This is a genomic window from Paenibacillus sp. HWE-109, from assembly GCF_022163125.1.
In the GTDB taxonomy this organism is placed as follows: Bacteria; Bacillota; Bacilli; order Paenibacillales; family NBRC-103111; genus Paenibacillus_E.
On the sequence record NZ_CP091881.1, the window covers coordinates 2,102,848 to 2,124,206 of the forward strand.

Here is a 21,359-nt window from a genome sequence, read left to right on the forward strand (position 1 = left end):
CACTCGCTGCCTCCAAGTAGATGTATTTACTTGTTAGGCAGCTTCTTTTTTGTTAGCAAATCATGACAGGAAATGTGATAAACTAGTTGCTAGAATTACTGAACCATGTCCGATTGAATATATTTGATGAATGAGGCCTTCATGACAATTTCGAAGCGGGAAATTAAATTAAAACATATTTGTTTTTTGCTATTTTTCATTGTCTTGCTGGTTGCGGTGCGCTGGACTTGGCATGATCGCCTGTACGTACCTAATTCGCCAACTGTGAAGCAAGGTGTTCTGGACTTGCGCGGTGTGGATCTTGCCCAAGTAAGTTCATTTCCCATGGATGGGGAGTGGACATTTTATCCTGAGCAATGGATCGGAGCGTCAAGCCTAAGCAGCGCCTCGCAGGGATTAAAACTGCATGTCCCAGGAGATTGGCATGAAGCGGTTGATTCTGCGCACAATAGATCATATGGCTACGGTACCTATCATGTCCGCATCTTGTTGGATCACCCTATATCCGAACAGTTGAGCTTATGGTTTCAATCGATTTATACCGCGTCTGAGGTGGAGATCGATGGTCAGGTGCTCGCGCATTATGGTGTTCTCGCCGAGGAGCCGGGTAAACATGTTTCCGAAACCAAATCATTTCTGGTCAATTATGCGCCAGGAGATCAAAGAGAGTTGAATTTGTTCGTGCGAGCTGCCAACTATGAGTCGCCGCTGAAAGGCGGTATCATAAGGTCTGTACAGTTTGGCTTACACAAAGAGATCAACCAGAAATATTTGTTCTCTATCAGTTTTCAACTTATCACCTGTGTGATTTTGCTGCTGCATGCGTTGTATATCCTGATCATTTACTTGATGAATATAAGGAAAACGGAGTTCATCGTATTTTTCATGATCATGGTCCTTTCGGCTATGACGGTTGCTGTCCATCACAATGGTCTTTTGTACATGTGGATTGACACCGAATTTGCTTGGATGTTGAAGCTGAAAGCTTTTGCCTATATGTGGTTCAGTTTTTTTCTATTGCTGATGGGAAGAATGGTTAGCGGTGTCAAACGGAGAATCGTGGCTTTTAAATGTTACATTATTTTGCTGATTGCTTATACCCTATTTGTTTTCGTAGGCCCGCATGAGGCCGCACTCTATTCCATTGAGCAAGAGCATTACATGATCTTCTATTATGTACCGCTCTTTTGGACAGCTTACTATTTTCTGAAAATGGTCATCAACAAAGTAGAAGGCGCGTTGTTTCTGCTATTTTCTGTCATTTGTGTCATCAATAATATTTTATGGGGAATTGCCTATTACGCGGGACCGGCTCAGTTTATGTTTTATCCTATAGATATGATTGCAGCTCTCACCAGTTTTTCCGCCCATTGGTTCAAAAGATACTTTCACCAAACGAACGAGAATATGCTGCTCAACTTGCAGCTTGCAGAAGCGAACCGGCTGAAAGATCGCTTTCTTGCCAATACATCGCATGAATTGCGGACGCCGCTGCATGGCATTATGAACATCGCTCAGAGCGTGCTGACGAGGAAGAAGCAAGTGCTGGATGAGCAGAGTCAACGAGACATGGAACTGCTTGTGATGGTAAGTCGTCGAATGTCACTTATGCTAAATGATTTGCTGGATGTTGTAAGATTGCAGGAAAAACGAATAACCGTGCGTATGAAAGCGGTAGACGTGCAATCCTTAGCGACTGGCGTACTTGATATGCTGCGGTTTCTAACCAAGGGAACGCAAGTTGAGTTGCGCATGCGCATAGAGGATGAACTGCCTCGCGTTTGCGCCGATGAAGAACGGCTTGTGCAGATTTTAATTAATTTGGTACATAATGCGTTGAAATATACCCATGAAGGCAGTGTCGTGCTTGCAGCCGTTGAAGACCAAGGGCATGTATGGATTCATGTGCAAGATACGGGTATAGGTATGGATGAAGCCATGCAAAAGCGTGCTTTTAAGCCGTACGAGCAAGGGACATTTGGCAGTGGCGGTATCGGACTGGGGCTTAGCATTTGCAAAGATCTAGTGGAACTGCACGGCAGCGAGTTGCAAGTACAATCTAAGCTGGGCAAGGGAAGTACTTTCAGTTTCAAACTGTCCATCATGAATGAGAAACTGCAGTCTTCGTTGCCGCAGGATCTTGTTCGAGCAGAGTGTGAGATGGATACGACAGGGGTTGCGGCAAGGCAGCTTATTGCGGAAACGGGCGCGATGGTAGCAGCCAGCTATGACATGATGGCAACCGATCCGATTGCGAAGCACACAACTAGCGGTAATCCAGTCAGGGTGTTGGCAGTTGATGATGATCCCGTCAATCTGAAAGTGCTGGTCCATATATTATCTATGGATAATTACCATATCGAAACCGTGTCTTCCGCGAACGAAGCGCTTCGCAGACTGCATAGGAGCCAATGGGATCTGGTTATAGCTGACGTTATGATGCCTGGCATGTCAGGTTATGAGTTGACACGATTGATTCGCGAGCGTTTCACCCTGTACGAATTGCCGATTATCCTGCTGACAGCGCGCAGTGAACCGCAAGACATCTATGCGGGCTTCCTTGCCGGAGCGAATGATTATGTGACTAAGCCTGTGGATGCTTTGGAATTAAAGTATCGCGCTTGGTCGCTCTCGTCACTCAAGCAAGCCGTCAACGACCGCTTGCACATGGAAGCCGCCTATTTGCAGGCGCAGATTCACCCGCATTTTCTCTTTAATACCTTGAATTCGATCCTGGCTCTTAGCGACATGGATACGGCCAAAATGAGAGAACTTGCCGAAGCTTTTATGTCTTATCTGCGCATCAGCTTTTCCTTCTTGACCGCTGGCCAGCTTGTTCCGTTGTCCAACGAACTGCAACTGGTGGAAAACTATTTATATATCGAACAGCAGCGTTTCGAGGAACGCCTGCATGTAGAGTGGGAAGTTCAGGCGGATCTGGACATGTTGATTCCACCGCTTGCTTTGCAGCCGCTCGTGGAGAATGCCGTACGACACGGGATACTGCGTCAATTCGGATTGAAAAACAAGATGAAGCTGTCCATTTCTTCGTTTCAGACACGGGAATCGGGATGAACGAAGATCAAATTAGCAGACTGTTAACACATGACGGTACAAAAAATCGGGGAATCGGGCTGCTGAATACGCACTGCCGATTGACACGCTTATATGGAGCAGGCTTGCAAATCCAAAGCAAGCCTGGCGAGGGAACAACGGTATCATTTAAGATTTCTGAAGCAAACCTTATATTGAGAACGATCAGTAAAAAATAATTATTTACCGATCGTTCTCAATATGTTAAGATCATTTCAGAAAGGAGGACAGTACGAAATGGCAAGAACAAAGGAATTTGATGAAGATATCGTTTTATATAGAGCCATGAGGCTGTTTTGGGAGCAAGGTTATGAAAAGACATCCATGAATGATCTAGTCGCTTCTATGGGTATACACCGCAGAAGTTTGTATGATACATTCGGCGATAAACATAAGCTATACCTTCAGGCTGCTGATCGATACAGCAAACTGGTCAACTCGAGGCTCGAGGCAGGTGTCCTACGTGCAACCCCTAAAGAAGCTATCAACTTTATGTTCGATTTGATGATAGATGGAATTGCTGAAGACAGTCCTCCAGGTTGCTTGTACGTGAATATGGCTATTGAACTTGCCTCGCAGGATTCAGAGGTGGAAGCGAAGGTTAGTGAAAGCTTCATCCGATCGGAGCGGCTTCTCACAGACATTATCCGGAGGGGTCAGGAAGCGGGAGAGTTTACAACGGATCGCAGCGCCGAAGAACTAGCGGAAAGCCTGCACAATGCGCTTCTAGGACTGCGGGTATTAGCTCGGGCTTCAACCAATAAGGAGAAACTTCATCGTATAGCCAATGTTTCCAAAGCAATTTTAGAGAAATGAGTGTGTAAATTTTTTTTTGGCTATTTGGGAATGATCATTCTAGAAAACAAAGGAGCAATCGAAAATGGGAAAACTTGATGGCAAAGTAGCGTTTATTACAGGTGGGAATAGCGGCATTGGTTTGGCAACCGCCAAGTTGTTCGTGGCTGAGGGAGCGAAAGTTGTGATTACCGGCAGGAATCAGGTTACTTTAGACGCGGCGTTGGAGGAGCTGGGAACTGTCAATGGTTTTGCCGTTCAGGCGGATACAACCGATCCAGCCAGCTTGGAGAAAGCTGTTGCTGCAGCGGTGGAGAGATTTGGTGAACTGGATGTGGTTTTTGCAAATGCGGGTATTTCTGGTCATACCCCAGTAGGGGGGACAGAACTTTCCGTTTTCGAGGAGATTCTCAAAATTAACGTTACTGGCGTCTTTTTCACCGTTCAAGCTGCGCTGCCATATCTGAAACCGCAGGCTTCGGTCATCCTGAACAGTTCGGTGCTTGCGGGTGCAGGTAGCCCTGGATGGTCCGCCTATGCGGCTAGCAAAGGCGCGATCAGCAGCATGGCAAGAGTGATGGTTTCGGAATTATCGCCGCGAGGCATTCGCGTGAATACAATCTCGCCTGGAGCGACGAGAACGCCAATATGGGGGCAGCCTGAAGGATTAGCCCAGATAGAGTCCAAGCTTACCCGTTCGATTCCGCTGAACCGTTTGGGCGAACCGGATGAGATTGCCAATGTTGCGTTGTTCTTAGCCTCGGATGCTGCTGCATTCGTCCAGGGGGCCGAAATTAGCGTAGACGGAGGCGCAGGTTCTTCCCCATTTGGCGCTCCGATCTATCTAGCTTAATAACAATTCCTAACTTAAAGGAGTACATTTTCTATGAGTAGAGTATGGTTTATTACAGGAACTTCCACGGGTTTCGGTCGTAAGTTTGTCGAGCAATTGCTTCACACGGGAGACAGAATTGTGGCAACTGCGCGTAATCTGAATGACATAGCTGATCTGCAAAAAGCATCCCCAGATCAAGTCCATATTGCATCATTGGATGTGACCAAGAAAGAGCAGATTCAAGCTGCGGTTCAAGAAGCTGTTGAGCGATTCGGACGGATTGATATTGTTGTTAATAATGCTGGATACGGGCTTTTTGGGATGCTGGAGGAATATACAGATGAAGAAATCAGAAAGCAATTTGATGTGAATGTATTTGGTATGCTGGATGTCATTCGTGAGACCCTGCCAGTCTTCAAAAAGCAAAAATCGGGTCATTATGTGAATATCTCATCGATCTTTGGTGTGTGGGCTGTTCCAACGTTCAGCCTGTATGCAGCTTCCAAATTTGCTGTAGAAGGTTTCTCCAAAGCAATGGCTGCTGAACTAGAACCCTTCGGGATCAAGACAACAATTGTGGAACCCGGTGTATTCGAAACAGAATTTATGGGACATTCAAGGAAATTAGCTGAACCTTTACCTGAATATGCCCCTATTTATGAAGCATTCTACCGAGGATATGAGTCTTTGAAAAAGGGTGATCAAGGTAAAGCGGTAAAAGCGATGATCACGATGATCAACAGTGAGAATCCGCCGCTGCATTTCCCGGTCGGTGCACTGGCGACATATGGCATTCGGGATGCTCTGGGCCAAAGGATCAAGGAAGTCGCGGCGTGGGAAGAGGTATCACTCATTGCCGAATGATGAATTTCAAAAGGAGCTAGGCGGCTTGTACGCTTAGCTCCTTTTTTTACATATAAGAATTTACATGGTTTTGGGTAAGCGAAGCTTAGCCCTATTTAACATATAAAAATTTATATGTTTTTGGGTTTGGGATGAGTGATTTTGGCCGAATAAAGGGTATTGAGTTCGTTAGGTGGCTTGGTTTTCCTCAAGGTTCATTGACTGGGTGACCTAGCCTGCAGGCTAGGTTATTCATAATGGTGTCCACCACAGACTTCTTTGCTTTGGAGGTTCTCGGTCTTAAAGGGCATCTAATGAACTGTATGATGCTTATAGATGAGAAAATGGCTATTTTGGAAATTTAATGAACTGAGTTGGCGCTATCCGGCACTTTATTGGCAGAATGCTGGTCATTTGCTTGAAATAGAGCATCTGGCATTCATTAGATTTTCAAAATAAGCGATTTTGGCCGAATAAAGGGTATTGAGTTCGTTAGGTGGCTTGGTTTCCCTCAGGGTTCATTGACTGGGTGACTTAGCCTGCAGGCTCGGTTATTCATAATGGTGTTTACCACAGACTTCTTTGCTTTGGAGGTTCTCGGTCTCAAAGGGCATCTAATGAACTGTATGATGCTTATAGACGATAAAATGGCTACTTTTGAGTTTTAATGAACGGAGTTGGCGCTACCCGGCACTTTATTGGCAGAATGATGGCCATTTGCTTGAAATAGAGCATCTGGCATTCATTAGATTTTCAGAATAAGCGATTTTGGCCGAATAAAGGGTATTGAGTTCGTTAGGTGGCTTGGTTTTCCTCAAGGTTCATTGACTGGGTGATCACGCCGCAGGCTCGGTTTTTCATATTGGTGTCCACCACAGACTTCTTTGCTTTGGAGGTTTTCGGTCTTAAAGAGCATCTAATGAACTGTATGATGCTTATAGACGATAAAATGGCTACTTTGGAAATTTAATGAACGGAGTTGGCGCTACCCGGCACTTTATTGGCAGAATGCTGGTCATTTGCTTGAAATAGAGCATCTGGCATTCATTAGATTTTCAAAATAAGCGATTTTGGCCGAATAAAGGGTATTGGGTTAGTTAGGTGGCTTGGTTTTCATCAGGATTCATTGACTGGGTGACTTAGCCTGCAGGCTTGGTTATTCATAATGGTGTTCACCACAGACTTCTTTGCTTTGGAGGTTCACGGTCTCAAAGGGCATCTAATGAACTGTATGATGCTTATAGACGATAAAATGGCTACTTTGGAAATTTAATGAACTGAGTTGGCGCTACCCGGCACTTTATTGGCAGAATGCTGGTCATTTGCTTTAAATAGAGCATCTGGCATTCATTAGATTTTCAAAATAAGCGATTTTGGCCGAATAAGGGGTATTGAGTTCGTTAGGTGGCTTGATTTTCCTCAAGGTTCATTGACTGGGTGACCATGCTGCAGGCTCGGTTTTTCATAATGGTGTCCACCACAGACTTCTTTGCTTTGGAGGTTCTCGGTCTTAAAGGGCATCTAATGAACTGTATGATGCTTATAGATGAGAAAATGGCTATTTTGGAAATTTAATGAACGGAGTTGGCGCTATCCGGCACTTTATTGGCAGAATGATGATCATTTGCTTGAAATAGAGCATCTGGAATTCATTAGATTTTCAAAATAAGCGATTTTGGCCGAATAAAGGGTATTGAGTTCGTTAGGTGGCTTGGTTTCCCTCAGGGTTCATTGACTGGGTGACTTAGCCTGCAGGCTCGGTTATTCATAATGGTGTTTACCACAGACTTCTTTGCTTTGGAGGTTCTCGGTCTCAAAGGGCATCTAATGAACTGTATGATGCTTATAGACGATAAAATGGCTACTTTTGAGTTTTAATGAACGGAGTTGGCGCTACCCGGCACTTTATTGGCAGAATGATGGCCATTTGCTTGAAATAGAGCATCTGGCATTCATTAGATTTTCAGAATAAGCGATTTTGGCCGAATAAAGGGTATTGAGTTCGTTAGGTGGCTTGGTTTTCCTCAAGGTTCATTGACTGGGTGATCACGCCGCAGGCTCGGTTTTTCATATTGGTGTCCACCACAGACTTCTTTGCTTTGGAGGTTTTCGGTCTTAAAGAGCATCTAATGAACTGTATGATGCTTATAGACGATAAAATGGCTACTTTGGAAATTTAATGAACTGAGTTGGCGCTACCCGGCACTTTATTGGCAGAATGCTGGTCATTTGCTTTAAATAGAGCATCTGGCATTCATTAGATTTTCAAAATAAGCGATTTTGGCCGAATAAGGGGTATTGAGTTCGTTAGGTGGCTTGATTTTCCTCAAGGTTCATTGACTGGGTGACCATGCTGCAGGCTCGGTTATTCATAATGGTGTCCACCACAGACCTCTTTGCTTTGGAGGTTCACGGTCTCAAAGGGCATCTAATGAACTGTATGATGCTTATAGACGATAAAATGGCTACTTTGGAAATTTAATGAACTGAGTTGACGCTATCCGGCACTTTATTGGCAGAATGATGGTCATTTGCTTGTAATAGAGCATCTGGCATTCATTAGATTTTCAGAATGAGCGATTTTGGCCAAATAAAGGGTATTGGGTTCGTTAGGTGGCTTGGTTTTCCTCAAGGTTCATTGACTGGGTGACCATGCCGCAGGCTCGGTTTTACGTCAGCACAATCCATCTAGCATTCTAAACTCAATCCTCGTTATCGAGCAGCTTCTAGGCGGATTGGTGGTCATTTGGCTCTTTTTGTTTTTGTTTAACGCCAACTTTTGACGAAACGTGTCAAATTTTACAATCCTTTTACTCTCCAATAATACGGGTATGAAAGTCCCCTCCTATAATGAAGACAAACTAACGCTTGAATGGGGAGAACATATGACATCCGATCAAATTTCACAATTTGAAAAGAAAGTGATAATCCGCAGCATTGAAGCCGCAGATTTCCAGAAAATAATTGCCTTGCAGCACATATGCTTCCCGAATATGAACCCTTGGCAGATATCGCATTTGGAGAGCCACATTCGTATTTTTCCTGAGGGACAAATTTGTGTGGAACTGGATGGCGATATCATCGGCTCCTGTTCGAGCTTAATTGTTAATTTCGATGATTACTTGGAGCAGCATACCTATTCTGAGATTACGGATAAAGGTTTTATCCGCAACCATAACCCGCGTGGTGAAAATTTGTACGGGATGGAAGTCATGGTGCATCCTGACTATCGTCGAATGAAAATCGGCAGAAGATTATATGAGGCTCGCAAGCGATTAGCTGAGAAGCTGAATCTTCGGAGCATCATTGTTGGGGGCCGCATTCCCGGGTATCACAAACATAGTGACATGATGTCGCCGCGAGAATATGCGGAAGAAGTGCTTCAACAGAACATTTATGATCCTGTTCTCACCTTCCAGATGATGAACGGCTTCACCCTGAAGCGGATTATTACGAACTATTTGTCCGATGACGAGGATTCCATGAACTTCGCCGCATTGCTCGAATGGAACAATATTGACTATAAGCCCAGCAACAGCAAGACACACTACAAGCTGTCGTTCCCTGTTCGCATTTGTGTCATTCAATATATGATGAAAAAAATTGACTCCTTCGAGGAGTTCGCGACACAATGCGAGCACTATGTCGATGTTTCTGCTGATTATAAATCCGATTTTGCCGTTTTCCCGGAAAATGTGACGATGCAGCTGCTCTCGTTCCTCGAGGAACGCTCACCGAGCCTTGCCGTTCGAAAACTCAGCACGTTCACGATGCAGTATGTTGAGTTATTTACCGAATTAGCGGTTAAATATAATGTGAACATCATTGGCGGCTCTCATTTCGTCGAAAAAAACAATCGTATCTATAACGTCGGCCATTTATTCCGCCGGGACGGAACGATTGCACAGCAGTACAAGCTGCATATCTCACCGAACGAACGAAGATGGTGGGGAATCAACGGCGGCTCGAAGCTTGAAGTTTTCGATACAGACTGCGGGAAGATATCGATCCAGCTAAGCAGCGATATCGAGTATCCGGAAATTTCGCGTATTGTTGCCGAGGAAGGCGCTCAGATTATTTTCGTGCCTTTTTGCGCGGAAGATCGTCAAGCATTTCTTCGTGTGAAATATTGTGCCCAGGCACGGGCGATTGAGAATCAAGTGTTCACCGTGACTTCTGGAACTGTTGGCAATCTTACACATGTGGACAATGTCGATATTCAATACGCACAGTCTGGTGTATATACCCCTGCTGATTTCTCCTTCCCGCGGGATGGGATCGCTGGCGAATGCAGCGAGAATACAGAGACAGTCATCATGGCGGAGGTCGACATGGAGATTTTGCAGCGCCACCGCAAATCGACGGATGTTTTGACCTTTCGAGATCGACGAACCGACATCTATTCCCTTCAAATTCGTTCCTAGACAGGGAGGAGCTTTAGCTCATGTATATGCAAACCCTTAAAGTAGCTACCGCACAATATGGCCTCGCAGATGTCCAGTCTGACGCTGACTTCTGGTCCCGACTAGGAATGAAATTGCGCGAGACGGTGGCAAAAGGCGCAAATCTCATTATTTTCCCTGAATATGTGACCGCGCATTTGCTTAGCCATCAGCCCGTAATGACACATGAAGAGGCATGTCGGCATCTAAATGCTTACACAAGTGAATATATCGCCTTTTTTCAGCGTTACAGCCGTGAACTGAATGTTGTCATCCTTGGGGGAACCCATATTTGCCAAGAGGACAAAGGCTTCGTAAACAAAGCCAGCCTTTTTTTCCCGGATGGCCGCATCGAGGAGCAGAATAAGCTCCATTTAACGCCCGAAGAGAGAAACCGCTGGCCGCTTGCAGCAGGTGACAAGCTGAATATCATTGAAACGCAGTGGGGACGTTGGGCGATTCTGACTTGTTATGATATTGAATTTCCTGAACTTGCCCGATTGGCTGGGGAGAGCGGTGTGCAATTGGTATTGTGCCCTTCTTACACAGATAGTGCTTTCGGCTATCACCGTGTCCGGTATTGCTGTCAGGCCAGAGCGATCGAGAATCAATACTATGTCGTGCTAAGCGGGATGGTGGGCTCATTGCCGGATGAGCGTCCGCAGGTGGATCAAGGATATTGTCAGGCTGGCATATTTACGCCATGCGACGTGCCTTTTTCAGCAGATGGCATAATCCAGGCAGGCGAGGTGAACCGAGATATGTTCGTGTTCGCTGAGCTGGATTTCGCTAAACTTCATGCCAATCACAAGCAAGGTGTGGTTGCGCCCTTTTATGACCGTCGACGAGTGTACAACAGAGAATTGCGTAAAATGCGAATAGAGGAGTGCTGAATGATGGAATATTCAACGTATGGACGTCATGTTGCTGTGGATGCTTGGGGAGTACATTTTGATCACTTAAATGCGGCTGACCTCCTGTGCAAACAAATGGTCCAAGCGGCAGAAGCGAGCGGAGCCACGATTCTTTCGGTCCAATCCAAACAATTCGAGCCGCAAGGCGCCACGGTGTTGCTTCTCTTATCCGAGAGTCACATGTCAATCCACACGTATCCGGAAAAAGGCTTCGCAGCACTGGATTGCTATACGTGCGGAGAAACGGTCGATCCCCAAGTAGCTATTCAAGCGATGCTCGACTTTTTACAACCAGATTCAACTTCACAAGCTAGCCTATCAAGAGGTATGGGAGCGCTGCATGTTCGTATTTCGAATGAGGCAGATGAAGTGGATACTGCGCATGAGGCAGATCCCTCCGATGCTGCTGCAGACGCTTCGGATGCTGCGAAATTTCGGATGTAGTGTCATTTATGGTGAAAACGGAACGCTAACAGCGAAGGATGCTGTTGGCGTTTTTTGTGCGTCTGCTGAATGAAGCGGAACGTTGATCCGTTATATTGGGGGATATGCACATAAATGAGGCTGTTGCGGATCGTGTTCGTTATATGTTAGGAGATCGCCTGATTGGAGGCGGAAACACCGCGGAATAAGTGATCTAAGTTCCCTCAAACTAGCAATTTGTCTGAATTTGGACCGAATAAGGCATCTACAATCCGCTTCATTGGCGCCTGAGCGTAGGGAAGTTCCGGGAATCCGCCGGACAGCAGCAAACGGAGCAGTTTGCACTTATGAAAAGTGACATTAAATATAATTTGACAGTAACTGTCATAAGGTATAAACTTTCATTATTGAAGTTGAACAACAAAAGGAGGCATCTACTTTGAAACGAAAAAACAACAAAGTTCTAATTGTAACTGGCCTAATTATCGGAATTATTTTCGCTGAGCTTGATGAAACCGTCGTTAGCACGGCTCTGCCCAGTATTATTCGTGATTTGAACGGATTGTCGTTGTATGGCTGGGTGGCTGGGATCTACATGCTCACGATGACAGCTTTCATGCCGATTCTGGGAAAGTTGGCGGATTTGTTTGGACGTAAGCGAATTTATATTCTGAGCATGAGCTTATTCATAGGGGGATCGATCATAAGCGGATTCGCAAGCTCGATGCCGACATTACTTTTGGGGCGCGGCATTCAAGGGATCGGAGCTGGGGGGCTGCTGCCGCTGGCTATGGTTATTTTCGGCGATACGTTTACCGTTGAGCAGCGCGCCAAAACTCAAGGGATTTTCGGTGCAGTCATGTTTGTTCCGCAGCTCCTAGGACCATTGCTCGGGGGATACTTCACGCAGCATATTTCTTGGCATTGGATTTTCTGGGTCAATATCCCGGTCGGCATCGTTGCGGCTATCCTGCTTTCTATCGGGTTGACCGAATCCAGAGGCAACATGAAATCGAGCATCGACTGGGCAGGCGCGATTCTACTCGTTGGAGCGATCGTTTCCCTGCTCCTAACGCCAGTTCTCCACGAGACCGAGGGACTCGCTTGGGGTTCGCCTCCGATCGTTGGCTTGTGGGCGCTCGGCGTCATCTTGATCGGCTTGTTCGTATTCGCCGAGCATAAGGCGAAAGAACCGATTCTGCCGCTGCATCTCTTCAAGAATCGAACGTTCGTCGTACTATCGCTTCTGGTATTTACGCTGGTGATAGCGATTATGGGTTCCTTCGCTTCGTTCCCGTTCTTCGCTCAGAACGTGCTCGGCCTCTCGCCGATTGCATCCGGATACCTTACTTTGCCATTAATGGCCGGAGTCATTGTCTCGAGCCTGGTAACCGGTCGATTAATGACTAAAGTAGCTTATAGAACCATTTTCATCGTATCGATGGTGCTTACTGTACTTGCTCTTTTCTTGCTGACCAGTCTTGATATGAACACACCTATTATGGAAATCCTGGGCTTCTTTATTCTTCTTGGGCTCGGTTACGGTTTTCTACTTAATAATAATCTGATTGTGCAAGAGTCAGTAGAGAAGGAGAACAGCGGTGTCGCACTTACATCGATCACGTTATTTCAGTCGTTCGGGATGACGATTGGGGTCAGTGTTTTCGGCAGCTTGCTCGCTTCCCACGTTAAATCTGGCATTGACAAGCTCGTCTTAACATTGCCAGCGAACAGCGCTGCAATCATCGGTGATGCCGCGCAGGGAAGTATTCCGTTTGGCCTTGACTGGAAAATGATCGAACAGATTAAATCCGTTTTCTCGGAGGCTTTCCAGAATCTCTTCTGGGTCAGTTGCATCATTGCCATAGTCGTTATCTGCATCTGTTTCTTTTTGAAAAGAGAAGTGATTGCAATCTCGTCCCCCCAAGAAGAAGCGGTGGGGCTGGAAACATAAGAATCGAACCTGTTATAATGACAGTTGAGGTGATAGATTCATGCTCTCTGAACAAGCGGAACCAGTGAAGATCGGGCTTCGCGAAAAGAAAAAACAGAAAACCCGATCGATGCTGCAGCAGCAAGCACTGCGTTTGTTCCACGAACAAGGTTATCATGCAACGACGATCGAACAGATTGCAGAAGCAAGCGAGATTTCCCTAAGTACATTGTTCCGCTACTTCTCGACCAAAGAAGCACTGGTTATCGAGGATGAGTTTGATCCAATGATTATTCATGAATTCCAGAAACAACCTCTCGACTTGAATCCCATTCAAGCGCTGCGGGTGTCCTTGAAGGCCGTATTTGAGTCCGTTGATCAGGATAGAAAAGAAGCCTTGCACGAGCGAACGAAATTAATATCATCTGTTCCAGAGCTGCGTGCTGCTTCATTAATTCAGACGAACGAATCCTTACTGTTGATTGCCAAACTTGTGGCAGATCGTCTTCATCGCACCGTAGATGATCTTGAAATACTTACGTTTGCCGGTTCGGTGACTGGTGCAATGATGGCTGTTCAGCTTTATTGTGCCAGTCATCCAGAGGCTAGCTATGTTGATTCAATTGATGAAGCGCTATCCAATTTGGAATTAGGACTCCCACTTTCAAAACTGACTTCTAATCAGTAGCCAAAAGCTCATAATCAGAAACAAAAGAGTCGGAAATCACCCTACTGCTGGTGAGTTTCGACTCTTTGCAGTTGATGTCACTCGGTCTTGATGAATGGCGCGGCTTGAATAAAGCTGCTATTTGTGCTAGTATACTGAATGAACGTTCAGTATTATTGAAATTAGTTAATCTATTATCCATTGAATCGGAGTGCGAGCGTATGAACAAAAAGCAACTGCAAAGCGAGAGTACCAAGAAAAGAGTTGCGGACGCTGCCAGGAGCCTGTTTGTTCAAAAAGGTTATAAGGCAACTTCGATTGAGGATATTGTGGGTGCAACAGGCAGCAGCAAGGGGAATATTTATTATCATTTCAAAAGCAAGGAAGGGCTGTTTCTCTATTTAATTGAGGAATGGGACCGGGAATGGGAAGCCCAATGGAAACAAAAAGAGTCGCTTTACCCTACAACGACAGAGAAAATGTTCGGAATTGCAGAGCAAATGGTTCTTGAAGATCTAAACCATCCTTTGACCAAAGCTGCCAATGAATTTTTTAATAACGAGGAGAAAGCCAGTGATGTTGAAGAACGAATAACCGAACTGGTGAATGGACATCTTAAATTCTATGAAACGCTGATACAACAAGGGATTGATAGCGGGGAATTCAAGCAAAGCAACGTAAAAGGGCTTTCCGTTATTTTTGAAAGTTTAACCATGGGCCTCAGCCAGATGTCTCAAAAATTAAGCCAGAAGGATGCGCTCGCCTTATATCATTTAGCGATTCAAGTTTTCCTGAATGGGATTACAGAAAACCGCAGTTGAATCATTAGCTTTTTTTTGTTATTTTACAGAATGAACATTCAGTATACATTTTTACGCAGATTACAAATACATCCAGGAGAATTATTATGAACATACTACTAAGAAACAGGGGCGCGCTATTGCTCCTCATATTCAATATTTTTCTAGTCTTCACAGGGATAGGACTCGTAGTTCCGATTATGCCTAAGTACATGACGGAACTTCATATAAGCGGAAGTACAGTAGGGATGCTTGTCGCGGCTTTTTCACTCACACAATTATTGTTTTCACCTTTGGCCGGAAGATTGTCTGATACTTGGGGACGCAAAAAGATAATTGTTTCTGGGATGGTCATTTTTGCACTCTCGGAGTGGCTATTCGGAGCTGTTAGTTCGACTTATTTGCTCTTTGCTGCTAGATTTCTGGGGGGAATTGGTGCTGCACTCATCATGCCTGCCATCATGGCCTATACTGCAGATGTTACCTCCAATGAAGAAAGAGCCAGAGGTATGGGATACATTACCGCAGCGATAACAACGGGATTTATTATTGGGCCAGGTATCGGAGGGTTTTTAGCGGAATACGGAATTCGGTTTCCCTTCTATGCGGCGGCAGTCGCAGGCGGTTTAGCAGCGGTAATCACCGCAATGATTCTGCCAGAATCATTACCTGTAGAAAAGCGTCAAGTCTCTAAGGCTGTGGATAAACCAAACCTGTTTCTTCAACTGCGGTATTCATACCGAGAGCCTTACTTTTTAAGTTTGATTATCGTGTTTGTTTCTTCTTTCGGTTTGGCGAACTACGAGACTATCTTTGGTTTGTTCGTTGACCACAAATTTGGTTTTACACCGAAAGACATAGCTTACATTATCACATTCGGATCCATTGCCGGTGCTGTCGTGCAAGCGACCCTATTCGGATGGCTTTTGAACCGTTTTGGAGAGAAGAAAGTAATCTCTTATAGTTTAATCATTTCAGGTATATTCGTTCTGTTAACTTTATTTGTAAACAAATATTGGTTGGTTGTTGTGGTTACTTTTATTGTGTTTTTGGCAATGGATGTCTTACGTCCGGCAATTAGTACTCAAATGTCCAAAGTAGCTCCTGATCAGCAAGGATATGTTGCAGGCCTTAACTCGGCTTATACAAGTCTCGGAAATATCGTTGGACCTATAGTTGCAGGCTTTTTATTCGATATTGATATTAATTATCCCTATATTTCTGCTTCCATCGTCCTCATCTTATGTTACGTTTTATCCGTAAAGGCGAGAAGAAGAGTAGTTGCTTAAAAAGGAGGGAAAATCATGATACGTCAGGCAAAAAAAGAAGATGCTGCTGCAGTAATTAGCTTAATGTACACGGCGATAGGCGATATTGCCCACACGTTGGCGGGAACCCAGGATGTTGGGACAGCTTGTCAGGTGCTGGAGGGATTTTTCCAGGAAAAAGGCAACCGCATCAGTTTCGAAAACGTGTTGGTGCTCGAAGAAGACAATCGCGTCATCGCCTTTATGCTAGCCTACCATGGCAGTCGAGCGGCGGAACTGGATCGTCCATTTCTTAATCGCCTAGCTGCGATTGGCAGCACAACGGTGAGCATTGAGCGCGAAGCACGCGAGGATGAGTATTATTTGGACTCTATCGCCGTTCATGCGGATTACCAAGGCAGAGGGATTGGAACCAAGCTGCTGCGATTGTTCGAACAGCAAGCTGCAGAGCTTGGCCATGATAAAATTATGCTGCTTGTGGATCTGGAGAATAAAGCCGCGAAGGCTTTGTACGTTAAGATGGGGTATAAAGAAGATGGCATTGTAACGGTTAGCGGGCATTTATTTAATCGAATGGTTAAAGGGTTGGAGTTGGAGACGGCGCAGTAGTGAGTACGAAGTTTGGACTTGGGGTAAGCGATGAGCTTACCCTATTTTTTTTGGATGAGCGAAGCTTTTCCTTTTAATTATTGGCTTCACCACTGGTTCTCTTTGCTTTCGAGGCCTTTCGGTCTTAAAGGGCAGCTAATGAACTGTAGGATGCTTATAGACGAGAAAATGGCTACTTTGGAGATTTAATGAACGGAGTTGGCGCTACCCGGCACTTTATTGGCAGAATGGTGATCATTTTCTTGAAATAGAGCAGCTGGAGTTTATTAGATTTTCAGAATGAGCGATTTTGGCTGGATAAAGGGTATTGAGTTCGTTAGGGAGCTTGGTTTTCCTCAAGGTTCATTGACTGTGTGACTTAGCCGCAGGCTCGGGTTTTTCATATTGGTGTTTACCACTGGCTCTTTGCTTTTGAGGCTTTCGGTCTTAAAGGGCAGCTAATGAACTGTAGGATGCTTATAGACGAGAAAATGGCTACTTTGAAAATTTAATGAACGGAGTTGGCGCTACCCGGCACTTTATTGGCAGAATGGTGATCATTTTCTTGAAATAGAGCATCTGGAGTTCATTAGATTTTCAGAATTAGCGATTTTGGCTGGATAGAGGGTATTGAGTTCGTTAGGGAGCTTGGTTTCCCCAAGGTTCATTGACTGTGTGACTTAGCCGCAGGCTCGGGTTTTTCATATTGGTGTTTACCACTGGCTCTTTGCTTTTGAGGCTTTCGGTCTTAAAGGGCAGCTAATGAACTGTAGGATGCTTATAGACGAGAAAATGGCTACTTTGAAAATTTAATGAACGGAGTTGGCGCTACCCGGCACTTTATTGGCAGAATGGTGATCATTTTCTTGAAATAGAGCATCTGGAGTTCATTAGATTTTCAGAATTAGCGATTTTGGCTGGATAGAGGGTATTGAGTTCGTTAGGGAGCTTGGTTTCCCCAAGGTTCATTGACTGTGTGACTTAGCCGCAGGCTCGGGTTTTTCATATTGGTGTTTACCACTGGCTCTTTGCTTTTGAGGCTTTCGGTCTTAAAGGGCAGCTAATGAACTGTAGGATGCTTATAGACGAGAAAATGGCTGCTTTGAAAATTTAATGAACTGAGTTGGCGCTTCCCGGCACTTTATTGGCAGAATGGTGATCATTTTCTTGAGATAGAGCACCTGTAGTTCATTAGATTTTCAGAATGAGCGATTTTGGCTGGATAAAGGGTATTGAGTTCGTTAGGGAACTTGGTTTTCCTCAAGGTTCATTGACTGTGTGACTTAACCTGCAGGCTAAGTTTTCTTAATTTTGTGCCTCTTTTTAGGCTGCGAATAGGTGTTGTTGTACGGGGTCGAAATAGAAATAAGGCAGCTGGAGGCGTCGACCTTGCTTATTCATCTACTGGCCCACAAAGGTTAGAAACCCTGGCCGCAGACAGGCTAGTTGCAAATAAAAAACACCCGACAGGGTGCTAGTATAAATCTTAGTTTTCAATGACAATATCTTTTAACTTTAGATTGACCAAGTTTGCTATCGTATCGCCAACCGGGCAAGTTTCTTCTAAAAACTTAACAAATTCTTCAACCCGTTCTTTGGAAGCGTCTGTTTTGATATAAAAAGTGTAGCGAATGTCAGAATAACCAGGTCGAACATCTGACTTTTTAAAGAATCCGTCCAAGTCCAAATCACCTTCGACTTCTACTCGGAAGTCTTCAAGATTGATATCAAACTTCTTGGCATATACTCTGGCTACAATGGATTGACATGCGCCTAACGAACCAAGCAGCGCTTCAACTGGATTCATACCAGTATCGGTTCCACCTAAACTTTTAGGTTCATCAATCGTAAATTCAAAATTTCTGGAGCTAACTTTGACAACAACACCTTCTTGCAGATGTGCTGTTGCTTTAAATGTTGTAATAGCGATTGTACTCACTCCTTTGTTATGTATACATTCAAAATAATGATACCACATAATTCCTATTAAGTTAATAGGAATTATTTTGAGAGCTAGAGAGCTAAATAATGGATGTACCCCTTAAATATAAAAAGAGATTTATTTTCCCAGTTTGCTCTGCTAAATGGATACTTACAATTGAGAGCATGTTTTTTGCATTGTGATCTTGGAATTGCCGATTACTTTGAATATAAAGAAATCGCGACTCCAGATTGAAGCACGTTTTTATAAGGAATATGGAGAACATCTTGCAAACAATACTCTTCTAATTTAATAATTGCCAATACAAGCAAAGTAAAAATAAAGGAGGAATTTAAGTGAATGATAATAAGCATTCCATCTGGATAGAAGCTGAACAATGGGCTGAAGGAGAATGGAACATACATGATGATAATACTGATGTAATAGTAACTCTACAAGATGGTTCAAGTTGGGTTGCCTCATTTTTTACCTACAATAATATTAAAACGCTAGCTGAAAAAAACCAACAAACGGGGGAATGCTTACATGGAAAGTACTTTTGGGGAAGCGACATGATACTCGTGGATCAATGTAGTCGTGATCGTATAGAAGAAGTGATCCATAGCTTGATAATACAAGGTGATTTTGAGCGAATATTTACTAAGTGTGATGTATCAAATTTGCAAGAATGAAAGAATAGCTAGAGGAATAGTTACTCAAAAAGAAAATATGTATTTGTCACCTTGTAATCCAACAATTGAGGATTAAGTGTGCGGTGGGTATTTTTGAGTTATTTTACAGATTGGGGCACTATACATTCGCGATGACTTATCCAGGAACGTATAAGGATCTCCCTACTACTCCACCGGAAGCTTCAAGCGTTTCTGCTGTTCTTCTTTATACTGTCGGGGGGATACCCCATAGTGCATGCGAAATTGTCTATAGAAGTAGGTATAGCTATTAAAGCCACTCGCTTTAGCGATATACTCCAGCGACATTACGCTGAAACGAATACGCTCACATGCGATCGCAAGGCGGACTTCAATGGCATAACTCATGATGGATTGACCGAAATTCGTTTTAAACAAATAGACAGCTCTGGAAATGCTAATTCCCGCATGTTTGGCAATTTGTTCCAATTTGAGATCTTCTGTTGCATGCTGATCGATGAAATTTTTGATGCGATAGGCAATGTAGGATGGGCTTGATGTTTGTCCCATACCGGCAATTTCATGCAATCGCTGTAAGGATAAACAAAGGACGCGCAGGATATAATCCGTTAGCTCTGCACTGGTGTCATTCACCCGCAACGTTTCCTTCGCCAACTGGTTCCACTGCTTCAGGAGATCGTCGTCGAGGGGGATGGTCGTCTTTTGTGGAGGGGAGAAATGTGCCCACCATTGGTCGATCCATGTTCCCTTGCAAATCACATAGTAGTCGATGCTAGTGTCTTTCATGATGAGCTCGTACTTTTCGCCTGGACGAAACATAAGCAGGTCTCCAGGCGCAATCACGACAAATTCGTTATCGATAAGTGCTTCACAGTAACCGCTTGTCTGCAGCCGGATGATATAAGTGCTTAGAAACTCATGCGGATTTCGAAACCGCTTTTTATGATGTGCCATCCCTGCATAAAGCGCTTCAGCTTGCAATTTATCCTCGCGTTCATGAAGCACATTAGATCCCACCTTAGTCTTGAGTAAATCGTTCATGTTTTCTATTAGCTAATTATACAAATTTTCTAGACACATGTATGCAAATATTTCCTGAAATAAATAGGACCGCCCTCGAACAGGGCGATCCTATTTGTATTAATTGACTTCTGCAAAGCTAACATTTCGACGCAGCCATTCTATACTTATCTTTACACTTTCTAACGCAGGTAGTTCACAATCGTCTTGTTCAATGATGAGCCATTCCGTTCCCGCGGCTTCTGCTTTCGCAATGATGGCTGGTAAATTCATCTCGCCCCGTCCTAACTCCAACGTTTGATAAGTGCCATCTTCGAACTTGCGTATATCCTTCAAATGAATCAAAGGTACTCGCCCGGCGTATTTGTCAAGGTATGTAATGGGATCGCAGCCTGCGTGATGTACCCAACAAACATCGAGCTCGCTTTTCATTGCATCTGGGGAAGTACTGCCCAAAAAAGCGTCGAACCATGGTTGATCCCCATAATTTTCGGTGAATTCAACATAGTGATTATGAAAGCCGAATGCGATGCCTTTGCTAGCGAATTGGCTGCTGCATTCGTTAAAAAAAGCAATTGTTTCGGGCAAAGCGTGCCGCTGAGCTTGATTTATTCCGGGACAGACGACATAACTGCTGCCGATGGCAACATTCATTGCAATTTCTTCTTCCAAATGGTTCTGTAGACGTTCCATGTTTACATGACTGCTGATAGCTTTCAGCGACAAGTCGGTAAGCAGCGTCTTTAACTGTTCAGGGCTAAAATCGTAATATCCAGCAAACTCGACACCTTCATAACCCATTTCGGCTACCTTTTGCAAAACCGACGCGGCGTCTTGAGCCATTTCATCTCGAAGTGTGTATAATTGCAGACCAATTCCCATTTTTCTCATTCAATAGTACCTCCCAAATTAACAAAAATAGTTCATTTCTGATTCATTATAAAAAGAACGGTCTCAACTTGAAATGAAGGATGTCATTGAAACATGAACAAAATGATTGAATTTTTCAGATTTGCTCCTCTAAGTCAGGCTGGAGCAATACGGCAGGTTGATGCCTTGGCAAGGTGGCAAAAGGATAGTTTTCCGCTGATTATCATAATCCTGCATCATTTATTATAAATACCTTCTATTGTACGATGTGTATAT

At 44.3% G+C, this 21,359-nt stretch carries 18 protein-coding genes; 15 read left to right on the top strand and 3 right to left on the bottom strand.

Annotation, left to right across the window (positions count from 1 at the left end):
• The first annotated feature begins 141 nt into the window (after positions 1–141).
• From LOZ80_RS08350 to LOZ80_RS08410, 13 genes are all read left to right on the top strand, one after another.
• Positions 142–3,075 (top strand): hybrid sensor histidine kinase/response regulator, encoded by a 2,934-nt coding sequence (locus LOZ80_RS08350; protein WP_238170996.1) that lies wholly within the window; start codon positions 142–144, stop codon positions 3,073–3,075.
• Complete coding sequence (locus tag LOZ80_RS08355) at positions 3,018–3,272, top strand: sensor histidine kinase (protein WP_238172930.1); 255 nt, start codon at positions 3,018–3,020, stop codon at positions 3,270–3,272. The genes LOZ80_RS08350 and LOZ80_RS08355 overlap by 58 nt, the downstream gene beginning before the upstream one ends.
• A gap of 58 nt (positions 3,273–3,330) precedes the next feature.
• Positions 3,331–3,909, top strand: a complete 579-nt coding sequence (locus LOZ80_RS08360) for a TetR/AcrR family transcriptional regulator (protein ID WP_238170997.1) — start codon at positions 3,331–3,333, stop codon at positions 3,907–3,909.
• 64 nt (positions 3,910–3,973) lie between these two features.
• A complete protein-coding gene (locus LOZ80_RS08365; protein WP_238170998.1) occupies positions 3,974–4,741 on the top strand; it encodes an SDR family NAD(P)-dependent oxidoreductase in 768 nt (255 codons plus the stop codon).
• A gap of 33 nt (positions 4,742–4,774) precedes the next feature.
• Positions 4,775–5,587, top strand: a complete 813-nt coding sequence (locus LOZ80_RS08370; protein ID WP_238170999.1) for an SDR family NAD(P)-dependent oxidoreductase — start codon at positions 4,775–4,777, stop codon at positions 5,585–5,587.
• 2,864 nt (positions 5,588–8,451) lie between these two features.
• Positions 8,452–9,990 (top strand): bifunctional GNAT family N-acetyltransferase/carbon-nitrogen hydrolase family protein, encoded by a 1,539-nt coding sequence (locus LOZ80_RS08375; RefSeq protein ID WP_238171000.1) that lies wholly within the window; start codon positions 8,452–8,454, stop codon positions 9,988–9,990.
• 20 nt (positions 9,991–10,010) lie between these two features.
• Complete coding sequence (locus tag LOZ80_RS08380; RefSeq protein ID WP_238171001.1) at positions 10,011–10,901, top strand: carbon-nitrogen hydrolase family protein; 891 nt, start codon at positions 10,011–10,013, stop codon at positions 10,899–10,901.
• A 3-nt stretch (positions 10,902–10,904) separates the two neighbouring features.
• A complete protein-coding gene (gene speD / locus LOZ80_RS08385; protein WP_238172931.1) occupies positions 10,905–11,366 on the top strand; it encodes an adenosylmethionine decarboxylase in 462 nt (153 codons plus the stop codon).
• Between the two features lie 418 nt (positions 11,367–11,784).
• Positions 11,785–13,299 (top strand): MDR family MFS transporter, encoded by a 1,515-nt coding sequence (locus LOZ80_RS08390; protein WP_238171002.1) that lies wholly within the window; start codon positions 11,785–11,787, stop codon positions 13,297–13,299.
• Positions 13,300–13,339: 40 nt separating this feature from the next.
• Positions 13,340–13,966 (top strand): acyl-CoA-like ligand-binding transcription factor, encoded by a 627-nt coding sequence (locus LOZ80_RS08395; protein ID WP_238171003.1) that lies wholly within the window; start codon positions 13,340–13,342, stop codon positions 13,964–13,966.
• Positions 13,967–14,166: 200 nt separating this feature from the next.
• Complete coding sequence (locus LOZ80_RS08400) at positions 14,167–14,766, top strand: TetR/AcrR family transcriptional regulator (RefSeq protein ID WP_238171004.1); 600 nt, start codon at positions 14,167–14,169, stop codon at positions 14,764–14,766.
• An 86-nt stretch (positions 14,767–14,852) separates the two neighbouring features.
• Entirely contained in the window at positions 14,853–16,034 is a 1,182-nt protein-coding gene (locus tag LOZ80_RS08405) for an MFS transporter (RefSeq protein WP_238171005.1), read from the top strand.
• A 15-nt stretch (positions 16,035–16,049) separates the two neighbouring features.
• Positions 16,050–16,622 carry a GNAT family N-acetyltransferase gene (locus LOZ80_RS08410; protein ID WP_238171006.1) on the top strand — a complete coding sequence of 191 codons (573 nt, stop codon included), beginning with the start codon at positions 16,050–16,052 and terminating at the stop codon, positions 16,620–16,622.
• A 1,465-nt stretch (positions 16,623–18,087) separates the two neighbouring features.
• Here LOZ80_RS08410 and LOZ80_RS08415 read toward each other — a convergent pair.
• Entirely contained in the window at positions 18,088–18,531 is a 444-nt protein-coding gene (locus LOZ80_RS08415) for an OsmC family protein (RefSeq protein ID WP_238172932.1), read from the bottom strand.
• 347 nt (positions 18,532–18,878) lie between these two features.
• On the opposite strand from LOZ80_RS08415, the gene LOZ80_RS08420 reads away from it, so the two are divergent.
• Positions 18,879–19,214: a hypothetical protein gene (locus LOZ80_RS08420; RefSeq protein ID WP_238171007.1), complete on the top strand. Its 336-nt coding sequence runs from the start codon at positions 18,879–18,881 to the stop codon at positions 19,212–19,214.
• A 165-nt stretch (positions 19,215–19,379) separates the two neighbouring features.
• On the opposite strand, the gene LOZ80_RS08425 is transcribed toward LOZ80_RS08420, so the two are convergent.
• Positions 19,380–20,198 (bottom strand): AraC family transcriptional regulator, encoded by an 819-nt coding sequence (locus tag LOZ80_RS08425; protein ID WP_238171008.1) that lies wholly within the window; start codon positions 20,196–20,198, stop codon positions 19,380–19,382.
• Between the two features lie 135 nt (positions 20,199–20,333).
• Positions 20,334–21,104 carry a sugar phosphate isomerase/epimerase family protein gene (locus LOZ80_RS08430; protein WP_238171009.1) on the bottom strand — a complete coding sequence of 257 codons (771 nt, stop codon included), beginning with the start codon at positions 21,102–21,104 and terminating at the stop codon, positions 20,334–20,336.
• Positions 21,105–21,197: 93 nt separating this feature from the next.
• On the opposite strand from LOZ80_RS08430, the gene LOZ80_RS39140 reads away from it, so the two are divergent.
• Positions 21,198–21,332 carry a hypothetical protein gene (locus LOZ80_RS39140; protein ID WP_283214744.1) on the top strand — a complete coding sequence of 45 codons (135 nt, stop codon included), beginning with the start codon at positions 21,198–21,200 and terminating at the stop codon, positions 21,330–21,332.
• Positions 21,333–21,359 lie beyond the last annotated feature (27 nt).